At 59.2% G+C, this 21845-nt stretch carries 19 protein-coding genes and 1 pseudogene; 5 read left to right on the plus strand and 15 right to left on the minus strand.

The window, feature by feature from the left end; translation table 11 throughout:
* Positions 1-25: 25 nt before the first annotated feature.
* The 12 genes from AB4N82_RS23985 to arnC all read right to left on the minus strand — a co-directional run bounded on the left by AB4N82_RS23985 (position 26) and on the right by arnC (position 13056).
* Positions 26-1177, minus strand: a complete 1152-nt coding sequence (locus AB4N82_RS23985; RefSeq protein WP_122765162.1) for an acyl-CoA dehydrogenase family protein — start codon at positions 1175-1177, stop codon at positions 26-28.
* Positions 1178-1180: 3 nt separating this feature from the next.
* Positions 1181-2284 (minus strand): enoyl-CoA hydratase/isomerase family protein, encoded by a 1104-nt coding sequence (locus AB4N82_RS23990; RefSeq protein WP_122765161.1) that lies wholly within the window; start codon positions 2282-2284, stop codon positions 1181-1183.
* Between the two features lie 142 nt (positions 2285-2426).
* On the minus strand, positions 2427-3137 hold the full coding sequence (locus AB4N82_RS23995; RefSeq protein ID WP_122765160.1) for an HPP family protein: 711 nt from the start codon (positions 3135-3137) through the stop codon (positions 2427-2429).
* A 178-nt stretch (positions 3138-3315) separates the two neighbouring features.
* Positions 3316-3555, minus strand: coding sequence for a type VI secretion system contractile sheath small subunit (locus AB4N82_RS24000; RefSeq protein WP_122765159.1), 240 nt, complete (start codon positions 3553-3555; stop codon positions 3316-3318).
* Between the two features lie 189 nt (positions 3556-3744).
* Entirely contained in the window at positions 3745-5367 is a 1623-nt protein-coding gene (locus tag AB4N82_RS24005; protein WP_122765158.1) for an ArnT family glycosyltransferase, read from the minus strand.
* Positions 5368-5370: 3 nt separating this feature from the next.
* On the minus strand, positions 5371-6750 hold the full coding sequence (locus tag AB4N82_RS24010; RefSeq protein ID WP_032885662.1) for a UDP-glucose dehydrogenase family protein: 1380 nt from the start codon (positions 6748-6750) through the stop codon (positions 5371-5373).
* Positions 6747-7160, minus strand: coding sequence for a 4-amino-4-deoxy-L-arabinose-phosphoundecaprenol flippase subunit ArnF (arnF, locus tag AB4N82_RS24015; RefSeq protein ID WP_032885661.1), 414 nt, complete (start codon positions 7158-7160; stop codon positions 6747-6749). Before arnF ends, AB4N82_RS24010 begins: the two co-directional genes overlap by 4 nt.
* The gene (gene arnE / locus AB4N82_RS24020) at positions 7157-7504 is read right to left on the minus strand and encodes a 4-amino-4-deoxy-L-arabinose-phosphoundecaprenol flippase subunit ArnE (protein WP_122765157.1); all 348 of its coding nucleotides are present in this window, start codon (positions 7502-7504) and stop codon (positions 7157-7159) included. The genes arnF and arnE overlap by 4 nt, the downstream gene beginning before the upstream one ends.
* Positions 7501-9156 (minus strand): lipid IV(A) 4-amino-4-deoxy-L-arabinosyltransferase, encoded by a 1656-nt coding sequence (arnT, locus tag AB4N82_RS24025; RefSeq protein ID WP_122765156.1) that lies wholly within the window; start codon positions 9154-9156, stop codon positions 7501-7503. The genes arnE and arnT overlap by 4 nt, the downstream gene beginning before the upstream one ends.
* Entirely contained in the window at positions 9153-10037 is an 885-nt protein-coding gene (arnD, locus tag AB4N82_RS24030; protein WP_032885658.1) for a 4-deoxy-4-formamido-L-arabinose-phosphoundecaprenol deformylase, read from the minus strand. Before arnD ends, arnT begins: the two co-directional genes overlap by 4 nt.
* Positions 10037-12028 carry a bifunctional UDP-4-amino-4-deoxy-L-arabinose formyltransferase/UDP-glucuronic acid oxidase ArnA gene (arnA, locus tag AB4N82_RS24035; RefSeq protein ID WP_122765155.1) on the minus strand — a complete coding sequence of 664 codons (1992 nt, stop codon included), beginning with the start codon at positions 12026-12028 and terminating at the stop codon, positions 10037-10039. The genes arnD and arnA overlap by 1 nt, the downstream gene beginning before the upstream one ends.
* Positions 12025-13056 carry an undecaprenyl-phosphate 4-deoxy-4-formamido-L-arabinose transferase gene (gene arnC / locus AB4N82_RS24040; RefSeq protein ID WP_032885656.1) on the minus strand — a complete coding sequence of 344 codons (1032 nt, stop codon included), beginning with the start codon at positions 13054-13056 and terminating at the stop codon, positions 12025-12027. The genes arnA and arnC overlap by 4 nt, the downstream gene beginning before the upstream one ends.
* A 410-nt stretch (positions 13057-13466) precedes the next feature.
* Here arnC and AB4N82_RS24045 point away from each other — a divergent pair, with 410 nt between their 5' ends.
* Positions 13467-14279: a M949_RS01915 family surface polysaccharide biosynthesis protein gene (locus tag AB4N82_RS24045; RefSeq protein ID WP_095184759.1), complete on the plus strand. Its 813-nt coding sequence runs from the start codon at positions 13467-13469 to the stop codon at positions 14277-14279.
* 108 nt (positions 14280-14387) lie between these two features.
* Positions 14388-15302 (plus strand): site-specific integrase, encoded by a 915-nt coding sequence (locus AB4N82_RS24050; RefSeq protein WP_032885654.1) that lies wholly within the window; start codon positions 14388-14390, stop codon positions 15300-15302.
* A 226-nt stretch (positions 15303-15528) separates the two neighbouring features.
* On the opposite strand, the gene AB4N82_RS24055 is transcribed toward AB4N82_RS24050, so the two are convergent.
* Complete coding sequence (locus AB4N82_RS24055; RefSeq protein ID WP_032885742.1) at positions 15529-16386, minus strand: SDR family oxidoreductase; 858 nt, start codon at positions 16384-16386, stop codon at positions 15529-15531.
* Between the two features lie 119 nt (positions 16387-16505).
* Positions 16506-17714: a multidrug effflux MFS transporter gene (locus AB4N82_RS24060; RefSeq protein ID WP_122765153.1), complete on the minus strand. Its 1209-nt coding sequence runs from the start codon at positions 17712-17714 to the stop codon at positions 16506-16508.
* A 146-nt stretch (positions 17715-17860) separates the two neighbouring features.
* Here AB4N82_RS24060 and AB4N82_RS24065 point away from each other — a divergent pair.
* Positions 17861-18616: pseudogene (locus tag AB4N82_RS24065) on the plus strand (MCP four helix bundle domain-containing protein); the annotation flags it as partial.
* A 132-nt stretch (positions 18617-18748) separates the two neighbouring features.
* The gene (locus AB4N82_RS24070; RefSeq protein WP_371260729.1) at positions 18749-19474 is read left to right on the plus strand and encodes a methyl-accepting chemotaxis protein; all 726 of its coding nucleotides are present in this window, start codon (positions 18749-18751) and stop codon (positions 19472-19474) included.
* 92 nt (positions 19475-19566) lie between these two features.
* Here the strand turns inward: AB4N82_RS24070 and AB4N82_RS24075 are convergent, their stop codons facing one another.
* Entirely contained in the window at positions 19567-20052 is a 486-nt protein-coding gene (locus AB4N82_RS24075; RefSeq protein WP_122765152.1) for a DUF4019 domain-containing protein, read from the minus strand.
* 946 nt (positions 20053-20998) lie between these two features.
* Here AB4N82_RS24075 and AB4N82_RS24080 point away from each other — a divergent pair.
* The gene (locus tag AB4N82_RS24080) at positions 20999-21814 is read left to right on the plus strand and encodes a DUF1206 domain-containing protein (RefSeq protein ID WP_122765151.1); all 816 of its coding nucleotides are present in this window, start codon (positions 20999-21001) and stop codon (positions 21812-21814) included.
* The last annotated feature ends 31 nt before the right edge of the window (positions 21815-21845 follow it).

Consider the following 21845-nt stretch of genomic DNA (forward strand, 5'->3'; position numbering starts at 1 on the left):
CCACAGTAGTTCGTTGGTGTCTCTGTCAGAGCTGGTAGTTCTTGAGTTCCCTGGCAATCACCATCCGCTGAATCTCGCTGGTCCCTTCGTAAATCTGCGTGATCCGCGCATCCCGGTAGTAACGCTCCACCGGGTAATCCTCCAGATAGCCGTAGCCGCCATGTATCTGCATCGCTGACGAGCAGACCTTCTCCGCCATTTCCGAGGCAAACAGTTTGGCTTGTGACGCTTCCGACAGGCACGGCTTGCCGGCACTGCGCAGGCGCGCTGCGTGCAGGATCAGCAGGCGGGCCGCGTTCAAGCGGGTCTGCATGTCCGCCAGCAAATTAGCCACGCTCTGATGCTCGATGATCGCCTTGTCGAACTGCACCCGGTCTCGGGCGTAGGCCAGCGCCGCTTCAAACGCTGCTCGTGCGATACCCAGGGCCTGGGCGGCGATACCGATGCGGCCACCTTCCAGGTTCGACAGCGCAATCGCCAGGCCTTTGCCGCGTTCGCCCAGTAAGTTGGCTTCGGGAACTGTGCATTGGTTGAGGGTGACGGCACAGGTGTCAGAAGCGCGTATGCCCATCTTGTGTTCGGTGCGGTCCACCACAAAGCCAGGGGTGTCGGTGGGCACTAGGAAAGCGGAAATGCCTTTCTTGCCCAAGTTCGGATCAGTCACGGCAAACACGATAGCCAACTTGGCGCGCTTGCCGTTGCTGACGAATTGCTTGGCGCCGTCGATCACCCACTGGCCGTCACGCAGCTCAGCGCGAGTGCGCAGATTGTGGGCTTCGGAACCGGCCTGGGGTTCGGTCAGGCAGAAGCAGCCAATCGCTTGGCCACTGGCAAGTTCTGCCAACCAGGTTTCTTTCTGCGCCGCTGTGCCGTAGTTGAGGATCGGCCCGCAACCCACTGAATTGTGGATACTCATCAGTGCGCCGGTGGCGCCATCGCCGGCGGAAATCTCTTCCACCGCCAGGGCATAAGCCACGTAGTCGACGTAGGTGCCGCCCCATTCTTCCGGGACCACCATGCCCAGCAGGCCGAGTTCGCCCATTTTGGCTACCAGGTTGTCGTCAATCCAGCCGGCTTTTTCCCAGGCTTGGGCGGACGGGGCGATTTCACGCCGGGCGAAGTCACGCGCCATGTCGCGGATCATCACTTGTTCTTCAGTGTATTCAATGTCTTGCATGGCTTATCTCGCAATTTGCTCGAACTGTTGGAAGAAGCTTTCGACGTGGGCAACTGATAGCCCATGCAACGTTGGCGGGTTCCAGCGCGGGGTTTTGTCCTTGTCGATGATCAGGGCGCGCACGCCTTCGATCAGGTCGCCGCGCTTGAACCATTGCCGGTCCAAGTGCAGTTCCAGGGCGAAACACTGTTCCAACGACAGGCGGCGGCCTTTGCGCAACATTTGCAAAGTCACGGCCATGGCCAGGGGCGAGCGGGTCTGCATCAGGTGGGCCGTGTTGAGCGCCCATTCATGGCTGTCGGCAACGGTGACGGCCTGTAATTGCTCAACGATGCTCGGCACATCCGGCAACCCGAAGAAATGGTCGATCGCCGGGCGCAAGGCTGCCAGCGGCGGATCGGGCAGCTGCTGCACCGCAAGCTTTGCCAGCACACCTTGCAAGTCTTTGAGCGCAGAGTCGTGCCATTGCAGGTGGTCGAGTTTCTGGTCGAGGTCGGCGAGCTTGTTGCTGTCGAGGTACCAGTCTGCTAAACCACAATACAGTGCATCGGCGGCTCGGATCTGCACGCCGGTGACGCCGAGGTAAATCCCCAGTTCGCCCGGAATGCGCGGCAGGAAATAGCTGCCACCCACGTCGGGAAAATAACCAATGGCCACTTCCGGCATGCCCAGGCGGCTGCGCTCGGTAACGACGCGTAAATCGGCACCTTGCACCAGGCCCATGCCACCGCCGAGGACAAACCCGTCCATCAACGCCAGCACGGGCTTACGGTAGTGGTGGATGGCGAGGTCGAGGGCGTATTCCTCGACGAAGAAATCTTCGTGAAGGGTGTCGCCATTCTTGAAACTGTCGTACAGGGAACGGATATCGCCGCCGGCACAGAAGGCTTTGTCGCCGGTGCCGCGCAGGACCACGGCGTAGACCGATGGATCGTCGGACCAGGCCTCCAGGTGCCGGGTCAGGCTGCGAACCATGTCGAGGGTGATGGCGTTTAAACCCGCAGGGCGGTTAAGGGTGAGGTGGCCGATATGGTTGCGGACGTCGGCCAGTACCTCTTCCTGAGGCGAATCGGCGCGGCTTGCTTCGGATGAAACCTGAGCAGTCATCTCTAACTCCCTGCTTTTATTGTTCTTTATCAAGATGTTCGGGGACGAACTATCTCGCGATCGTACCAGTGCAAATTTGCGCAGTACAACCCGGAATCATGCAGGTGGTTGTTGCATTTATGCAGGGCGCCCGGGCCTCTGCTCAGGGCGCGCGGTTGGCCAGTACTTCGCCGATGCTGCGACGGCGCGCGTGGGTTTCGGCCGCGTGAATCAGTTGTTCAAGCTCTGCGGGCGCCACGTCGTAGAACTGCTCCATCTCGGCAAGCGCCAGCTTCAAATCGGCGGCGGTCACGGCAGGGTTTCGCGCTGCATCGGGGGTATTCAATACGGCCGAAGGGGACTCGACAGCCCCCTTGGGATAACGCGTGCGAGTGGCGTTGTTGTAGGCCAGCGCACATGCCAGCAGGGCGCTGGCGCCGAGCAGCACAGCGCCCAACTCATGCCAGCCCAGTGCGGCGGAAGCCGGGTCGGCCAGCACCAGGGTCATGGCCAGGCCACCTGCGGGTGGGTGCAGGCAACGCAGCCAGCACATCAACACCACTGCCATGCCGGCCGCCAGGCAAGCGCCGCCCAAGGTGCGTCCGAGAACCCGCGCGACCAGCAATGCCACGACACCGGCGCACAGGTAGCTGCCGATGATCGACCAGGGTTGCGCCAGCGCACCGGAGGAGACGGCAAACAACAACACCGCCGAGGCCCCCAGCGGGCCGAGCAGGTGCAGCGCCACCTCCATGCCAAATACCTGGGCACAGAGCCAGACACTGAACAATGTACCCAGTGCCATCCCAATGGCGGCACGGCTCCATTCGGTAGGACGAGTATTGATTGCAGCGGGAAACCAGCGAGCGAGCATTGAAAAGAAATCCATAAACGGCGGGCAAAAAAAAGGCTTGTCTGGTTTCCCGGAAAAGCCCTTTGAACGTTCCTGCATTTGGGGGAGGAACCTGCGCAGTGTGCCGCGCCTCGATTATCGGCGCCAATGCATATTAATGAGGTTTTAATGCATAAATATTGAATTAAAACCCATTTCACTAGAGGGGAATGCACGCGGTGTTCAGTTTGCCCAAGACGCGGATATCGGTTTCTTCGTTGAACATATGCTTTTGCAGGTTTTCCAGGAGCCCTGGCTCGCCAGAGAGGGGACCTTTGAGTGCCACCAGAGCGTTGCGTAGCGACATCAGTCGATCCAACGGCGGAATGGGTAGGTAGCCGATATGCACTTCATCCCGGATCAAGGCAGCAGGAGTATCAGGTAAACGATCATTTGGCACGGCATTGTCCTCTCGCGAAGTGAGCCGCAGTGATGGCTGCCGCTCTTAACGTCCTTGTTGTGTTCCATGGCCTGTGGCGGTAAAGACCTACCCCACATGGCCATCGAGTTTACAGTTGGGTTTCAACCCCCGGAAAGTGAAATGACACCAGCCATTACGCATAGCTGCGTAGGATTCTTCCGGGTCGGCTCAAGGCTGTGGGGGTTTGGCCAGGTACAGCAGGACAAAGGTGTTGCGATCAAACTCACCCGTTAAGGTCGGTGTGAGCGTGGCAAAGCGCGGATCTTTAAGCGCGCGGAAATCCTCTTCGCTCATCACCAGCCAGGCTGGCCCTTGCAGGGGCGTCAGGTCAGCAGCTTGCTGGGTAAACAACGGCACCTGATCGCAGTCGAGGTTGACCATGTATTTGATGGCCTTGGCGTCTTTGCCCAAACCGTGCAAGACCACGGGGGCATGCTGCTGCATCACCTGCTCATGAACGTTCAAGGTAAATGTGCGGGTGTCATAGACACTGCGCTCCAGCGGCTCCACCACCAGGATGTAGGTAGCCCACACCGCCAACACCGCAGTGAAGGCCGGCCCCACCGGCCGTAGACGAGAGACGAACAACGACAACAGCGCCAATGCCTGCAGCGCACCAAGCACACCCAGCACCAAGCCCAGATGGCTCAGTTGTTCCGGATAACGTGGGCGCACGAACAGCAGCCCGGCGATCAGCAGCGTAGGCAGCAGCGTCCATAAACCCAGCATCAGGCCGCGCAGCCAGGCGAAAAGCCGCCCGCGTGCGCCGTAAAAGGGATACGCCGCAATAATCGCCGCCATGGGCAGCATCGGCAGTACATAGCGCGCCTTTTTCGCCTGGGGGATCGACAGGCCAACCATCACCAGCAAGCCGGCAGCGGCGCAGTACAGCACCAATTGCAAGGCCGGCTCCGGCGTGCGCCGCCCACCGGTCGCCACTGCCAGCAGCACCAGCAACGCCAGGGGATAGGCCAAGGCGTAATTACCCAGGGAGCTGGTGAAGTAATACAGCACACCGCTGCTGCCTTCGCTGCCATCCATGCGCCCGAGGAACTGCATGCGGATCACGTCCTGCATGAAACGCTCACCGCCACTGAGTTTGGCCATCAGCAACAGCAGGCCGACACATGCCAGCAGCAGAGCCAGCGCCAGGAGGCCGAAGCTGAGCAGTTGGCGCCATTGCCGGTTGATCAGGTAATAGCTGCACAGCACACCGGTGGGCACGACCAGGCCAATTGGCCCGCGTATCGCAAACCCCAGGATCAAGAGCAGAAACAGCCAGTGCAGACGTTTACCCGCAGAGAAATGATCATGGGCGTAACCCAGATAAAACACCGTCAAGGTGATCGCGGCGAGCATCTGGTCCAGGGACACGGCGCGGGTTTCGCTGATAAAGGTGGTGCTCAACAGCAGCACCGCAATGCTCAACAAGCCCCAGCGCTGGGAGTAGGGCGCCGTGAGGCGATACACCAGGATGACGATCAGTGCCGAGGCCATCGAAGTGGGCAGCCAGGCCGTGAGGCTGGTGACCTGGCCCAGGGGCAGCGACAACAGCCAGGTCATCAGGGTCGAGGTGGCCAGATAATCAGCATACGGCTGGCCGTAAGTGGTGGGAAAAAAGCCCGGCCCATGGCGCAGCATTTCCTGGGCGAACAGCACGAAGCGTGAGTCGAAACCGATAATCGCCTGGTGCCAACTGCCGGCGATAAACAGCAACAGCGCCAGCAATCCCAGGCAGAGGGATTGGCGGCGGATCGTGGCACTCAGCAAAGGCGGTCGGGCTGTGTTCACGTATCAGGCTTCCACGACCTGTGGCACCCACTGCTGCTGCGGAATCGGCAACTGACATGAGTCGCCTCGCCCTATCGGGAAGTACTGGAAGCCCTTGCGCGACAGGCGCTCGCCGTCATACAGGTTGCGGCCATCGAAGATCACCGGGGTTTTCAGGCGCTGGTGGATCAGGTCGAAATCGGGGGCTTTGAACTGCTGCCACTCGGTGCACACGATCAGCGCATCGGCGCCAACCAGAGTGGACTCCGGCGTGCCCATCAGCATCAGCCGTTCTTCGTCGCCGTAGAGGCGCTGGGTTTCCTGCATGGCTTCCGGGTCGAACGCGCGCACGTTGGCGCCGGCAGCCCACAGCGCTTCCATCAGCACGCGGCTGGGTGCATCGCGCATGTCGTCGGTGTTGGGCTTGAACGCAAGGCCCCACAGGGCGAAGGTCTTGCCGCGCAGATTGCCTTGGAAGAACGCATTGACGCGCTCGAACAGCTTGCTCTTCTGGCGTTGGTTGATCGCTTCTACGGCTTCCAACAGGTCGCTGGAGCAGTTGGCCTGTTTGGCGCTGTGGATCAAGGCGCGCATGTCTTTGGGAAAACATGAACCGCCGTAACCACAACCGGGGTAGATAAAGTGATAGCCGATGCGCGAGTCGGCACCGATGCCCAGGCGCACGGCTTCGATATCCGCCCCCAGGTGCTCGGCCAACTCGGCGATCTGGTTGATAAAGCTGATCTTGGTGGCCAGCATGCAGTTGGCGGCGTACTTGGTCAGCTCGGCGCTGCGCAGGTCCATGAAGATGATGCGGTCGTGGTTGCGGTTGAACGGCGCGTACAGATCGCGCATCACTTCGCGCACTTCTTCGCGCTCACAGCCGATGATGATGCGATCCGGACGGCGACAGTCGGCAACCGCCGAGCCTTCCTTGAGGAATTCCGGGTTGGAGACGATATCGAACTCCAGGTGCCGGCCAGCGACGTGCAGGGCTTTTTCGATATGGGCGCGCAGGGTGTCGCCGGTGCCCACGGGTACCGTGGACTTTTCCACCAGGATTACCGGGGCCACTCGATGACGGGCCACGGCGTCGCCCACCGACAGCACGTACTTCAAGTCGGCCGAGCCATCTTCATCCGACGGCGTGCCGACGGCGATGAACAGCACTTCACCGTGTTCGACGGCGAGCTTCTCATCGAAAGTGAAATTCAGGCGGCCGCTTTCCAGGTTCTCCTTGACCATGGCGGCCAGTCCCGGTTCGAAGATACTCACATGGCCTTGCTGCAGCAGCTTGACCTTGTTTTGATCGACGTCCATGCAGATCACATCGTGACCGACTTCGGCTAATACGGTGGCCTGTACCAGGCCGACGTAACCACTACCAAATACACTGATTTTCATGGGGCATTCCTGGGACGAGTAGCACTGGCACGACGAGAGTTGATGATCAGCACACCGAGGATGACAAGCGCCACCCCCAGGGTTTTTGAAACGGAAAAATGTTCGTTGAACACCGGCAAGCTGGCGGCCAACAGGTACACCAGCGCATAGCTGATGCTGAGCAATGAATAGGCGCGGCCAAGGGGCAGGTGCTTGAGCGCGCCGAGCCAGCAGAGCATCGACAGCGCGTAGGCGAAGATCGCCAGGCTCACCACGCCCAACGCAGCGAAGTCGATGGCGTTGCTGTTCAACGCCGCCAGCCATTCGGTGGGCAAGGGCAGGCGCGTCATGCTCCAGCGCATGCCCAATTGGGCGGCGCTCACCAGGCCAACGCTGCCCAGGGCCAGGGCAAAACCACGCACGCGGCTCATACCTGGCGCCCCAACAGCACCACACCGGCAATCACCAGCACGACACCCAGCCAATGCCGTGTGTCGATGTGTTCCTTGAACACAAAGCGCGCCACCAGCGTGACCAGGACAAAATTGAGGCTGAGCATCGGGTAGGCGATACCGACTTCCAGGCGCTGCAATACCAGCAACCACACCAGCAAACCAAAACCCAGGCACAGCAGGGCCGACCACAGCCACGGCGAGCGCAGCTTCAGCGCCCAACCGTCGGGCTGGTCGCGCCAGCTTTCCACGGCGAATTTTTGCGAAACCTGGCCAATGCATGTCAGCAGGCAGGCGGCCAATAACAGGCATAGCGTGATCATGGCGCAACCTGCGGGAACACCAGGATCACGATATTGCCTTGCTCGTAGCGCTTGCCGTCTTTGGGCAGCAAGTCCACCTCGGCGATTTCGTCGTCACCCTTCACGCGCATGACCACCCCGACGGCGCCGTGTTTACGTGCGTCGCTCATCCACTGCCGGACCTGTGTGGTGTCGACCTTGTGATGGGCCGCATCGTCGAAGGCCAAGCCATATTTCACTTCGCCGACGGTGTTATAGAGGGTCACGTCCGGGCGCTTGACGCGCCAGGCCAAGGCGGAGGCTGCGCCCAGGTCATTGCTCAGCAACGCGCTGGTCTGGCTCAGCTCCTGGAGGTGATCGATGATGAACTGGTCCGGAGTCTTGTTGTAAACCACCGAATGGGGCAGTGCGGCCGGGACCAACGCCACCAGCAACCAACTGCCAACTACCGGCGCTGCCCACAAGCGCAGCGGGCGTGACGCTTGCAGCAGGTTGGCGATGATCCAGCCGAACAGGAAGACAAACACCAGCACCAGGCTGAGGGTTTCCTGACCGTGTTCGTAGACGGGCTTCTTCAGTTGAAACCACGTCAGCGCCAGTAACGCCGCGACGCCAATCACCAGGTTCAGCCAACCGTTGATACGCACGACACGGCCGCGGCCTGCGGCGAGTTTGTCCGCCAGTGTCGAGCCCATCAGCAGCGCCAGCGGCAACAGGCACGGCATGATGTAGGAGGGCAACTTGCCCTTGGCCAGGCTGAAAAACGCCAGCGGCATCAGCAGCCACAGCAGCAGGAAGGCAGTTTTCGCTGCACGTTTTTCCTGCCACGCCTGTTTCAGGGTGGACGGCAGCAGTGCGACCCACGGCAGGCTGAACGCGACCAGCAACGGTAGGTAATACCAGAAAGGCTCGGCGTGCTGGGCATCCTCGCCGGCAAAACGCTGGATATGCTCGTGCCAGAAGAAGAAATTCCAATAGTCCGGTTCTTGCAGATGCACGGCCAGTGCCCACGGCAGGCTCACTGCAATGGCGACAACCACGGCGACCAGCCCATAACCGAGCAGTTCGCGAAAGCGCTTCTGCCAGATCGCGTAGGGCAGGGCGATTAACACCGGCAACAGCCACGCCAGGAATCCCTTGGTCATAAAGCCCATGCCACAGGCGAAACCCAGCAGCGCCCAGGATCCCAGGCGGCCGTTGCGGGAGGTGCTGTCGAAGCAGAACCACAGGGCAACGCCGGTCAGGTTGACCCAGAAGGTGAACTGCGGATCGAGGTTGGCATAACCGCCCAAGGCCGCGACGCTGACAAAGCTCATGTACAGCACGGTGCTGACCAGGCTCTTTTGCGGGTCATTCCACAGCCGACGCGACACCAGGTACACCAGCAGGATGCTCAAACCGGTGCTCAACGCCGAGGCGAAGCGCACACCAAACAGGTTTTGCCCGAAGATCGCCTGGCCGAGCGCGATCATCCAGTAACCGGCAGCCGGCTTTTCGAAATAGCGAATCCCCATGAAGTGCGGCGAAGCCCACTTGCCGGTCAGCAGCATTTCCTGGCTGATCTGTGCGTAGCGGGTTTCATCAGGAATCCACAGGCCATGGGTGGCCAGCGGCAGCAGGTAAAACACGCCAAACGCTAACAGGAGCAGGGGCAAGGCCCAACGCCGAATCATGCCTGCTGCACTCCAAGCCAACCCTCACGGCCGCTCAATGCGCCGCGCACCAACTGTTGCTGGGGCAGGGTGGTCAGGTCCGCAGGCAACAAGTCACCCAGCGGTTTGAAATCGATGCCGCGCTGCCCTGCCTGGGCAAGCAACTGGCGAAAATCGTTGGCCATCAGAATCCCTTCTACTTCTGCGTGGATCGTGTAGACGTTGAGCTTCGACTCGGCAAACCGGTCAAGAATGAAGCTGTTGAAGTCTTTGGCGGCCACCACCGGCCCGACGACTTCGTCGAAGGTCGGCAGGTCCACCGGAATTTGTGGCGTACCTGCGCTGCCATCGGCCAATGTCGGCCGAAACAGGCTGGTACCCCGGCAATCGCTGTTGTAGCGAAAGTTGAAACCTTGTTTGGCTTGCACCACACGCTCATCGGCACGCCAACCGGCGGCCGCCGAACAGTCGATGCGTTCGCCCAGGATGTCGCTCAGGGTCTCCACGCCGCGTCGAATTTGCTCGACCAGTTGTGCATCGCTCCACCGTCCGGTGTTGGCCTGCCAGCCATGGTGATCCCAGGCGTGCAGGCCGACTTCGTGACCGGCGGCCTTGGCCTGGCGCATCAAGTGCCCCAAGTCACGGCCGATCGGCTTGCCCGGCCAGGCAGTGCCGGCGAGCAGGATGTCCCAGCCGTACAGGCCGGCAGCGTTGGAACGCAGCATCTTCCACAGGAATTGCGGGCGGATCAGGCGCCACAAGTGGCGCCCCATGTTGTCCGGCCCGACACTGAAGAAGAACGTCGCTTTTACCCCGGCCTCGTCCAGGGATTCGAGCAACCGTGGCACACCTTCACGGGTGCCCCGATAGGTATCGACGTCAATGCGAAGACCTGCCTGCATTAGCGCTTATCCGCGATTTCGAGCATGGCCTCGCGCAGGAAGAAGTCCAGCGTGTTGCCGATGGTTTCGCTCATCTCCACGGTTGGCTCCCAGTTCAGCAGGCGCTTGGCGTTTTCGATGCTTGGCTTGCGGTGTGCCACGTCTTGGTAACCGGTGCCGTAGAACGCCTTGCTCTCCACATCGCGGAAACCGGCGAACGGCGGGAAGTTGCTGCGCAGCGGGTGCGCTTCGAACTGACGCAGCAGCTCTTCGCCCAACTGGCGGATGCTGGCTTCGTTTTCCGGGTTACCGATGTTGATGATCTGGCCGTTGCAGGCATCGTTGTCGTTATCAATGATGCGGGCCAGGGCTTCGATACCGTCGGCGATGTCGGTGAAGCAGCGTTTCTGCTCGCCACCATCGAACAGGCGGATCGGCGTGCCTTCCACCAAGTTCAGGATCAGTTGGGTGATCGCACGGGAGCTGCCGATACGGGCCGAATCCAGGCGGTCGAGGCGTGGGCCCATCCAGTTGAACGGACGGAACAGGGTGAAGTTCAGGCCCTTGGCGCCGTAGGCCCAGATCACGCGGTCCAGCAGTTGCTTGGAGACCGAGTAGATCCAGCGCTGTTTGTTGACCGGGCCAACCACCAGGTTGGAAGTGTCTTCGTCGAAATACTGGTCTTGGCACATGCCATAGACTTCAGAGGTCGACGGGAAGATCACGCGCTTGTTGTACTTGACGCAGTAGCGCACCAGCTTGAGGTTTTCTTCGAAGTCCAACTCGAACACGCGCAGTGGGTTGCGGGTGTATTCGATCGGCGTGGCGATGGCCACCAGCGGCAGGACCACGTCGCACTTCTTGATGTGGTACTCGATCCACTCGGTGTGGATGCTGATATCGCCTTCGACGTAATGGAAGTTCGGGTGGCTGCGCAGGCGCTCAATGGCGTCGGAGCCAATGTCCAGGCCGTAGACTTCATAACGGTCGTCACGCAGCAGACGCTCGGACAGATGGTTACCGATAAAACCGTTCACGCCCAGGATCAGCACGCGGGTACGGCGTGGCTTGCGGCCGGACTCGGCACCGCGCAGCACGGAGCCGTCGACCAGGCCCAGTTCGTTGGCCAGGGAAGGGCCGGCCAGGTACAGGCCGTTGTCGTTGCGCTGGCCGAACTTGACCACCAGGGAGTCTTCGCCGCAGGCGATGCGCAGCGGGTTGACGCTGATCACCCGGCCCGGTGCCAGGCCTTCGTTGCCCTTGACCACCTCGGCTTGCCACACGATCAGCTTGTGTTCGCCCACGGCACAGAATGCGCCTGGATACGGTTGAGTCACGGCGCGAACCAGGTTGAACAGGGTTTCAGCCGGATGTTTCCAGTCCAGCTTGCCGTCTGCGGCCGTGCGGCGACCGAAGTAAGTGGCTTGGCTTTCATCTTGTGCGGTTTCAGTCAGCTTGCCTTCGGCCAGTTGCGGCAGGACATCACGCAGCAGGTTGCTGGCGGCTTCACGCAGCTTGGCATGCAGGGTCAGGCCGGTGTCGCTACGCTCGATGGTGACTTTTTGCTGGGCGAGGATCGCGCCGGCATCCGCACGCTTGACCATGCGGTGCAGGGTCACGCCGGTTTCGGTTTCGCCGTTGACCAGCACCCAGTTGGCCGGGGCGCGGCCACGGTACTTGGGCAGCAACGAACCGTGCAGGTTGAACGCACCTTTACGGGCGGTGGCCAGCAGCGGCTCGCTCAGCAGGTTGCGGTAGTAGAAAGAGAAAATGTAATCCGGGTTCAGCTTGGCGATGCGCTCAATCCACAAAGGGTGGTTGGCGTCCTCTGGCGCATGCACCGGGATACCGTTGCGGGCGCACACTTGGGCAACGGAACCGTAGAAGTTGTTTTCCTTGGGGTCGTCGGCATGGGTAAACACAGCAGCAATTTCGTAGCCGGTATTGAGCAGCGCTTCAATGCCTGCACAACCAATATCGTGGTACGCGAATACAACAGCTTTTGAACTCATGACTGAACCTGATCGGCGGAAGTGGAAGTATGGGAAGACACCAGGCCGTCAACGACGACCACAGGAGCCGGTGCTGCCGGTTGGTTGCGCAGCACTTTTTCGATAAAGAAGCGTGGGCGGGCGCGCACATCGCTGTACATGCGGCCCAGGTATTCACCCAAGAGGCCCATGCCGATGAACTGGCCACCGGTGAAGACGAACAGCACCGCGAACAGCACGAACAGGCCGTCGCCCGCCCAGTCGGCACCGAAGGCCAGGCGCAGAACGATCAGCGCGAAGGCAAACAGCATGCCCAGGGCCGCCAGGCTGAAGCCGACAATAGACAACAGGCGCAGCGGCGTGGTGGTCATGCAGGTCAGCAGGTCGAACATCAGGCTGATCAGGCGCATGGCGCTGTATTTGGACTCACCGTGTTCGCGCTCGGCGTGGTGCACCAGGATTTCCGTGGTGTGGCGGGCGAAGCCGTTGGCGAGGATCGGGATAAAGGTGCTGCGCTCGCGGCAGGCGAGCATGGCGTCGACGATGGTGCGGCGGTAAGCGCGCAGCATGCAGCCGTAGTCAGTCATGGCCACGCCGGTAGAGCGCTGCACGGCAAGGTTGATCAGGCGTGACGGCCAGCGGCGAAACGCCGAGTCCTGGCGATTGTTGCGCACGGTGGCGACGACGTCGTAGCCGAGGGCGGCTTGCTCCACCAGGCGCGGGATTTCTTCGGGTGGGTTCTGCAGGTCGGCATCGAGGGTAATCACCACTTCGCCCTGGCACTGTTCGAAACCCGCCATGATCGCGGCATGCTGGCCGTAGTTGCGGTTGAGGATCACAGCCACCACGTTGCTGCCGTCTTCTGCGGCAGCGTCTTCCAGCAGTTGGGCCGAGTTGTCACGGCTACCGTCATCCACCAGGATGATTTCGTATTCGTAGGCCAGTTGCCTGCACGCCGCGGTGGTGCGACGCAGCAATTCAGGCAGGCTTTCTTCTTCGTTGTAGACCGGGATAACGATCGACACGCGATGAATAGGGTAGGGTTTCAAAGATTTATGACCTCGGGGTTAGAGCAGCGTGGCGCGTGAAAACGCCCGCAATCATTGGATACAAACGCCGTGCAACGGTTGGGAACCGCTAAAAATCGAATTCTAATCAAGAGGTTAGTTCAAAAATGTGAATATCACATTGAGCTTCCGTATTTAAGATTAAGCTCAAAAATGTAGGAAAGGTATGAAGCGGAAGTCGAAAATTCGTTTATTTGACAGCCAGACAGCCAGGGTTCAGCTAAACGTGAGGGCGCTAAGGGGGGCTGGATCGCGGTGAAACAGGAACGGCATGCAACGCATTTGCTACAGCGTGGGCGAACACAAACAGGCTTCGACCACGATTGAAGAATCTTCTCTGCAATGCCTCTCAAGTGCCGGTAAAGTAACGCGTCTCTTGGCAGGGTAATCGGATGAATAGCGTGCAGCTTTTACGCGGCCAGTTGCGGCCAGTATTGATGGGGTTGTTGATGAGCGTGGCGTGTGTCACGACCGTTCGCGCCGATGAAAGCGTGGCGTTGACCAGCCTCGATCAGGTGCCGGATGGCGTGGAAGTACGTGGCAAGCAGATCGCCGCTTACACCTGGGACGACCGCCAGGGCAAGAATCTGCTGGTGCTGGCTGAACAAGTCAGCGAGCGGGATGACGACGGCACCCAGTCGTCCTTTGTGTATGCCGCTCAGTACCTGATCGACGGTAACCGCCCCAAGCGCGTGTGGATGCTCTACGACGATGTGCAGCATTGCGAATTTGACGCGGCGTTGCGTTTCGACCAAGCCGCGACCAAGGTCACCGACCTGTCTGGCGATGGCATCACCCAGGCCACTGTGGGCTATTCGCGCACCTGCACCAGCGACGTCAGCCCCAATGAATTCAAGCTGATCATGCATGTGGGCAAGTCGCAGAAGTACCGTTTGCGCGGTGTCGACCGCTACGGCGCCGCCTGGTGGGATGAAGAGGCCGGGGCGTTGCGCGGGATGCCGCTGCCCAAGGATTGCAGCACCGCCGGGCAACAGGCGCTCGTCAGCCAGTACAAGGAGCAGGGCACCGAATTGCCGTTACCCGGCTGCTATGGCGATGAGAAGGATTTCGCCAATGCGCCCGAGGCGTATCTCACGTTCATGCGTCAGCATTGGTTCGCACTGATGCAAAAGCAGGACGCCGAATGGAGCCAGGCCCAGACCCAGCCCCAGGAACCCACGGAGGACGAAGAAACCGCCCCATGATTTGGTAAGAGGGCCTGTGCTGCGCTAGACTCGGCCCTCGCCAATTCACTAAATACCTTGATTTAACAATGGCTTGTTCGAGGTATTTAATCCAAAGGCTGATCTATTTTGACTGAGCATATCCGCAACCCGCTGACCCTCTACCTCACCCGCCTGGCCCCCTCCAGCCAACTCACCATGCGCTACGTGCTGCAGGACGCCGCCGACCGCCTGGGCTTCGAGGATATCAACCTTGAAGACATCGACTGGCACCTGCTGCAACCCGAACACGTCATCGCCCTGGTAGCCGCCCTGCGCGAAGACGGCTACGCGCCCAACACCTCATCGTTATATGTAAATGCGGTGCGCGGGGTGATGAATGAAGCGTGGCGCATGAGCCTGATCAGTCAGGAACACTTGTTGAGAATGCGCACGGTCAAGCCAGCGCCCGGTACGCGTCTTGGCCAGGGCCGTAACCTGCGGCGCACGCTGATCCGCGAAATGATGGAAGTCTGTGCCGCCGACCCCAGGCCACAAGGCCTGCGTGATGCAGCGGTCATCGGCATCCTCTACGGCTCGGGCATGCGCAAGTCGGAGTCGGTCAACCTGGATCTCGCGCAGATCAACGTTGAGGAGCGCAGCTTGCGGGTCATTGGCAAAGGCAACAAAGAGTTGATCAAGTACGCGCCGCAATGGGCATTTGCCAAGTTGCAGGCCTGGTTGGCGTTTCGGCGCGAGCAGTTAAAAGAGGGCGAGCAGGACGACAGCTTCCTGTTCAATCGCATCCGCCGGGGTAGCCATATCACCCGGGAACGCATTACTAAACACGCGATTTACTACATTGCCCGGCAGCGAGGGGAACAGGTTGGGGTGAAGATCATGCCCCATGACTTCCGTCGCTCGTTTATCACGCGGGTGATCGAGGAGCATGACCTATCGATCGCGCAGAAGCTGGCGCATCACACCAACATCCAGACCACCGCCAGCTATGACGTGCGTGACGATAACGAACGCCGCCGAGCCGTAGATCGATTCGACCTGTAATGAGCGGGCTTGCCCCGCGCCGGCTTGCATAGCAGCCCCCAAGTTTATTGGGTCTGCTTCGCAGCCCAGCGCGGGGCAAGCCCGCTCACCACAAAAGCCTGATGATCACAAAAGCCCGATCACCACAAAAAGCCCGGTCACCGCGAAAAGAGAGGTCACCACAGGCGCTCAGTTCATCAAGGCGCTCGCCACAGGGAGGATGTTCAGCCTTCGAGCGCCTTCAAGGCTAGAGGATGGGTTTCCCCCCGGTAACCGCATAGCGTGAACCGGAGATGTAGCTGGCTTCATCCGAGGCAAGCAGCACATAAATCGGCGCCACCTCCACCGGCTGGCCAGGTCGGCCCAGTGGTGTTTCGCTGCCGAAGCTCTTCACGTCTTCATCGGTCATGGTCGCCACGATCAGCGGCGTCCAGATCGGTCCGGGGGCCACACTGTTGACGCGAATGCCCTTGCTGCCCAGCAACTGCGCCAAACCGCCGGTGAAGTTGGCAATCGCGCCCTTGGTGGCGGCGTAGGCCAGCAGGGTCGGTTTGGGCATGTCAGAGTTGACCGAACTGGTGTTGATGATCGAACTGCCAGCCTTCATATGGGGCAGGGCGGCCTTGCAGATGCGAAACATCGCCGTGATGTTGATATCGAAGGTCTTCACCCATTCCTCGTCCTCGATCTCTTCGAGGGTTTCGTGGGTCATCTGGAACGCGGCGTTATTGACCAGCACATCGATGCGACCGAACTGTTCGACGGTGCTGTCGACCAGTGCCTGGCACTGGGCTTTCTGCGCAAGGTCGCCGGGCAGTAACAGGCATTGGCGACCGGCTTCTTCCACCCAACGTGCGGTTTCCTTGGCGTCTTCGTGCTCGTCCAGGTAGGCGATGGCAACGTCTGCACCTTCACGGGCAAACGCAATGGCAACCGCGCGACCGATGCCGCTGTCGGCCCCCGTGATCAGCGCGATTTTGTTGGCCAGCCGACCAGAGCCTTTATAGCTTTGCTCGCCACAATCGGGATACGGGTCCATTTTTCTCTGGGAGCCTGGGACCGATTGGGCTTGAGGGGCGAAAGGCGGGCGTGGGTAGTCAGTCATCTCAATCTCCATAGGTTGCTAAGGGTGCTATGGAGTTAGTAATTCCTTGGCCGGCGATAGTTGTGCTGGATCCTGCCCAGGGCCGACGAGTGGTTAACGCCGAGCCCTGTTGTTACCCCTCAGGAGGAGGGCGGGGCACTCGCCAAGTGGGCGGGCAAACGGCGTAATGTCCAGATCACCGTGAGCATCGCCGCAACGGCACACATCGCAATACCGATGATCATTGGCGCCGGGGTGTGGTCGGCAAAGACACCAACAAGGGTCATGGACACTGCCCCTGTGATCATCTGAATCGCGCCAAGCAAAGCGGATGCAGAACCCGCCACCGCGCCATGGTCCTCCAGGGCCAATACCCCCGAGGCAGGTAACAGCAAACCAAGGAAGCCGAAGCCGATAAACAGCAACGTCATCATCAGGACCAAGCTATCAACCCACAGCGTGGTGACCGCCAGCAGGAGCATCACTGCAGCCACCGCCGTAACTGACCAAAGTATCAACGGCACCAGACCGAAGCGTGCGCTCAGTCGCGCCGTCAGCTGGCTCATAGCGAAAAATGACGCCGCATTCAGGGCAAAACACAGGCTGAATTGCGTGGGTGTCAGGCCGAAATATTCGATGTACACAAAGGGCGCGCTGCCAATAAAAACAAAGAACGTTGCCAACCCAAAGCCGCAGACCACCGACAATCCGATAAACACAGGATCGCGCAGCAGAGCCCCATAACTGCTGAATGCAATGCCCAGGGTTTTACCCATACGACGCTCGGGCGGGTGGGTTTCGGGCAATTGCACGGCCGTCATCACCAGGCACAACACGGCCACCACCGCCAGCACGGCGAACACTTCGCGCCAACTCCAGAGCGCAATCACCACACTGCCAGCCAGCGGGGCAAGAATTGGCGAGACACTCATCACCAGCATCAGCAATGACATCAGCCGCGCGGCTTCATGGCCGGTGTACAGATCGCGAACGATAGCCCGAGGGATCACCATGCCGGCACACGCACCAAATGCTTGCAGGGCTCGAAATCCAATCAGCACTTCAATGGTCGGCGCCAGGGCGCAGCCGATACTGCCTATGGCAAAAATCAGCAGTCCGGCATAAATCGGCGGTTTGCGTCCGAATACATCGCTGATGGGGCCGTAGAACAGCTGGCATACCCCCACGATCACAAAGAACACGGTCAGGCTCATCTGTACGGCGGCCGGCGAGGCGTGCAGGCTCGCGCCAAGGGTTGGCAGCGCAGGCAGATAAATGTCGATGGCGAACGGGCCAACGGCCGTGATCAACCCCAGGAGCAGGGCCAAGTGGGCAATACTTCGAGACATGGGCATTTCCGGGCGGAGCAAAGGATGGCCAGCTTAAGGGATCCTCGCAGATCCGCAAACTTAGGCTTCACTAACCAGTGACTGCTGCCGATAACGTTAATAGAGGTTGGGTTCCCAACCCGCGGCCAAGGTATGGGGATACCCGCATGACGATCAAACTACGCTTGATGCTGTTGATAGCGACCGGGTTGCTTACCGCCCTGGTCATGAGCCTGGCCAGTTACCTGGGCAACACGCGGATGGGCGAGGCTGTGCAGGCCAATGAGGTCGCCATGACGGTACTGCGCAACCACATGGAAGCCGACATGATGCACGACGCCCTGCGCGCCGACGTGCTGTCGGCCATGTTGGTGGGCTTGGGGAAAAGCGCCAGTACCAAGGCCGAGGTGACGAGTTCGATCAAGGAACATTCAGAGCACTTCCGGGAGGTGCTGGGGGACAATCTCAAGTTGCCCCTGGATGACAGCCTTAAAGCCAGTCTGGAAAAAATCAAACCCAGCCTCGATACCTATATAAGCGCCGGCGAACGTATCGTCGCGCTGGCGTTGGAAAATCCCGAAGCCGCTCGCGCAGAACTGGAGAGTTTCAACACTGCGTTCAGCCGTCTGGAAGACCAAATGGCGGCGCTGAGTGAGCTGATCGAAACCAATACCCAGCAGACCGGCGCAAGCACTCAGCACGCAATCAGTAATGCGAACTTCACCCTGGGCACGGTGTTGATTGCCAGCGTATTGCTGCTGTTGGCTCAGGGCCGCTGGGTCATCCTGAGCATCATGGGGCCGCTGCAGACCGCCAGCCGCATTGCGGCGAGTATCGCCAGGGGCAACTTGAGCGAGCCGATTGTCGAACCTAAGCGCAATGATGAAGCAGGCGCGCTGATTCTCAGCCTTGCCACCATGCAGCGCGACTTGCGCGGCATGATCGAAGTGGTGCGCAGCAACGCTCATGGCGTCAATGGCATGAGCGAGCAACTGAGCCACGGCTGCCATGAAGTCGCCGGCAGCAGCCAGCAGCAAAGCGCTGCCGCCAGCACCATGGCCGCTGCTGCGAGTGAAATGACGGCGAGCATCGAGGAAATCACTCGGCACGCCGGCCGCGCCCTGGACATGGCCAATCAGGCTGAAGCCTTGGCCAAGGACGGCGGTCGCGTCATTCACCAAGTGGTCAAGGACATGGACGGTATTGCCCGTTCAGCCCAGCAATCGGCTCAGGTGATCCGCACGCTGGACAAGGAGTCCGAGGCGATTTTCAGCATTATCCAAGTCATCAAAGGCATCGCCGACCAGACCAACTTATTGGCCCTCAACGCCGCGATTGAGGCTGCCCGCGCGGGAGAACAAGGCAGGGGATTTGCGGTGGTCGCCGATGAAGTGCGCAGCCTGGCGGGTCGCACCAGCGCTTCGACCCAGGAAATTGCCAGCATGGTCGGACGCATCCAGCAAAATACTCGGGAAGCGGTGACCAGCATGGAGGAGGGCGTCACTCAAGTGGATAAAGGCATGGCGGTGACCGCAGAAGTAGAACGGGCAATCCGCGAGATTCTGCAGGCCACGTTGAACACCACGGAGTTGGTGAACGACATTTCGCGCACCATCGGGGAACAAAGCCTGGCCAGCAATGAAATCTCCCATCAGGTGGAGATGATCGCTGGCATGTCGGAAAACAACAGTCGCGTGATCGGGCAAACTGCCTCAACTACGGATGAACTGGCCAATCTAGCAGGCAAACTGTCGCAATCTGTGGACCGTTTTCAGCTCTAACAGGGGTAGCGTAGGAATGACTCATATATAACTCAACTAAATAGATATTTAGTTGAGTTATATCATTATCGAATAATTGGGGCAGGGCCGGGCTAGGGGGATTTCTTAGTACCGTCACCGAAAACAATGCTCTTATGGACGAAATACCCGACGATTCCCCAGTGCTTGTCGTCGTCGCGCATGATCACTTTCTCTTGAACAGAGGTCGTGGAAAACATCGAGGCAAACTCGATCACCGCATAATTTCCGGCAGGCGCGTCAGGTAGCTGATCGATAAAACCAATCGCAACAGGTTCGCGCCTCTGGAATGAACCCAGCCCCAGTCGCAGGCCTTTGAGGCTACTGGCCCACATCGACTTAGAGGTTTTGGCTTGCAGCACGGGACTGATTGCGGGCCAAGTCATTTCGGCTGTGCCCGCATCAAGTAACCCCAAAAATCCCACAGCTGTATCGAAAACACGCTGTTGCTGTTGCGGCGTGCCAGGATCGGTTGCAGTGACGTTAGGCGTGTTGTTGAAGCTGACGTCGCAGCCACCGAGCATCGCGAGTATGAACACCATGACTGCAAGCGACTTCATGCAAAACCTCCAAGGCACTGACATCCGTTGGAACGAGTAAAGATGACGCTTAAGGGGGTTGCCATCAGCTAGGCGGAAAATGCTGGGGTGGTGTGTGAATTCTGCAGGCCTACGGCTGGCATCCAGAAATATATAGTTACGCATAATGTATATTATGTTAAACAGGATATTACGTAGAGATGCTCATCGGCCATATATCCCTCAACGTCTACTGTCCCTTTCCCAATTTTCTGCACTCACGTTGAATGGCGTCCATCAGGCATCAGTCAATTTCCAAAAAATGCCGATGCGATCGCCAAGCTGCAGGCTGTCACCGCTTCCAGCCGTCCATTTGTCAGCGACTGGTACTGCCAACGATATTTTGCCTGGTTGGCACGTAGCTAGAATCCTGAGCAAAGCTTCTGGGGCTTGCTACGTCGAAACCACACACCTCGGGCGCCTTCTAAACTCACCAGAGTATTCGGCGTTCTGAACTGGGCATACGCACGAGTAACCAGAAAGTCAGGGCTGTCGGCCAACAGTTGATCAAAGCGCCGTAAGTGCTCGGTTTTTTTCATTCTGCAGCTGACGCTTGGGCTCTTGTATCAATGGGGCAACGGCCATGCGATTTCGAAGAATCCCGGACATGCGCAACAAGGTAGCCTGGCCGATGGACGCCGCCGCCAATGGCGTTAAGGAAAACCGGTCGAAGCACCCTTCCCATCCCTTGCCTCAGCTTTCGTTGAGGGATGCACATTGCCCGAAGTCAACAGCAAGTGCCGGACGTATGTATTCCTTACAGTGAGTGACACTCAAAACTGTAGGCCCAAAAGACCCGCGTGGGCGAGGCAATCTCGACAGCGGCCGGCGTTGGGGTTTTTTAAATCACTTCACCCTTCGACTTGGTAATAGAACCCCACCCAGCGATAGGGGTCTGCTCTTGTATCAGACCTCAGGAATACATCGAATGTCCGCGCAACATAGCCTGGTAATACTCGCTCGGGGAGGCTACGCCGCTCGGGGATTGCTTTATTTGATCATCGGTATCTTCGCACTGCTGGCAGCACAAGATTCGACGAAACCGAAGGACAGCCACAAAAGCCTGGAAGCACTGCTAAGCCAACCCTTTGGCTATTTTCTAGTTGGCCTTGTGGTGGCTGGCCTCCTCGCATTTGCGGCGTGGCGCATCCTGCAAGCTACACGCGATGTCGATCATCATGGCAAGAAATTCAAAGGGTTGGTGATTCGTGCTGGTCTGTTCGCGGGAGGTATGTTCAACGGCGCTCTAGCTTTTTTTGCGTTGGGCCTACTCATTAGCGGTATTAAAAGCTCGGGCGATTCTGGAGGGCAAACCAAAGACTGGTTAGCGCATCTCTTGTCATGGGATCACTCGAATGTGTTGGTATACCTGATCGCACTCGTTCCGCTTGGGGTTGGTATTGCTCACATCATCAAGGGATGGAAAGCGTCATTCGAGAGATATTTTGAGGCCGATGAAGACGTCATGCGATACGTCCGCCCGGTATCACGATTCGGACTAATCGCCCGTGGAGTCGTGTTTTTAGAAATTGCGTTGTTACTGGCCATCAGTGGTTCCACTTATCAAGCCATGGATCCACCTGGTATGAAGGAATCGCTGGATGCACTCCAAAATCTACCTGCTGGTTGGTTGATTTTGATGGTGATGGCCTTGGGGCTGATTGCCTTCTCGGTGTACAGCTTCTCTGAAGCCTTTTGGCGCAAGATCAACATGGATGTGCCGGGAGTATCGAGCAAGGATTGATGAGAAACGGAAGTCTCACGGCCATGGGGAG

Source organism: Pseudomonas sp. H1_D04 (genome assembly GCF_054683855.1).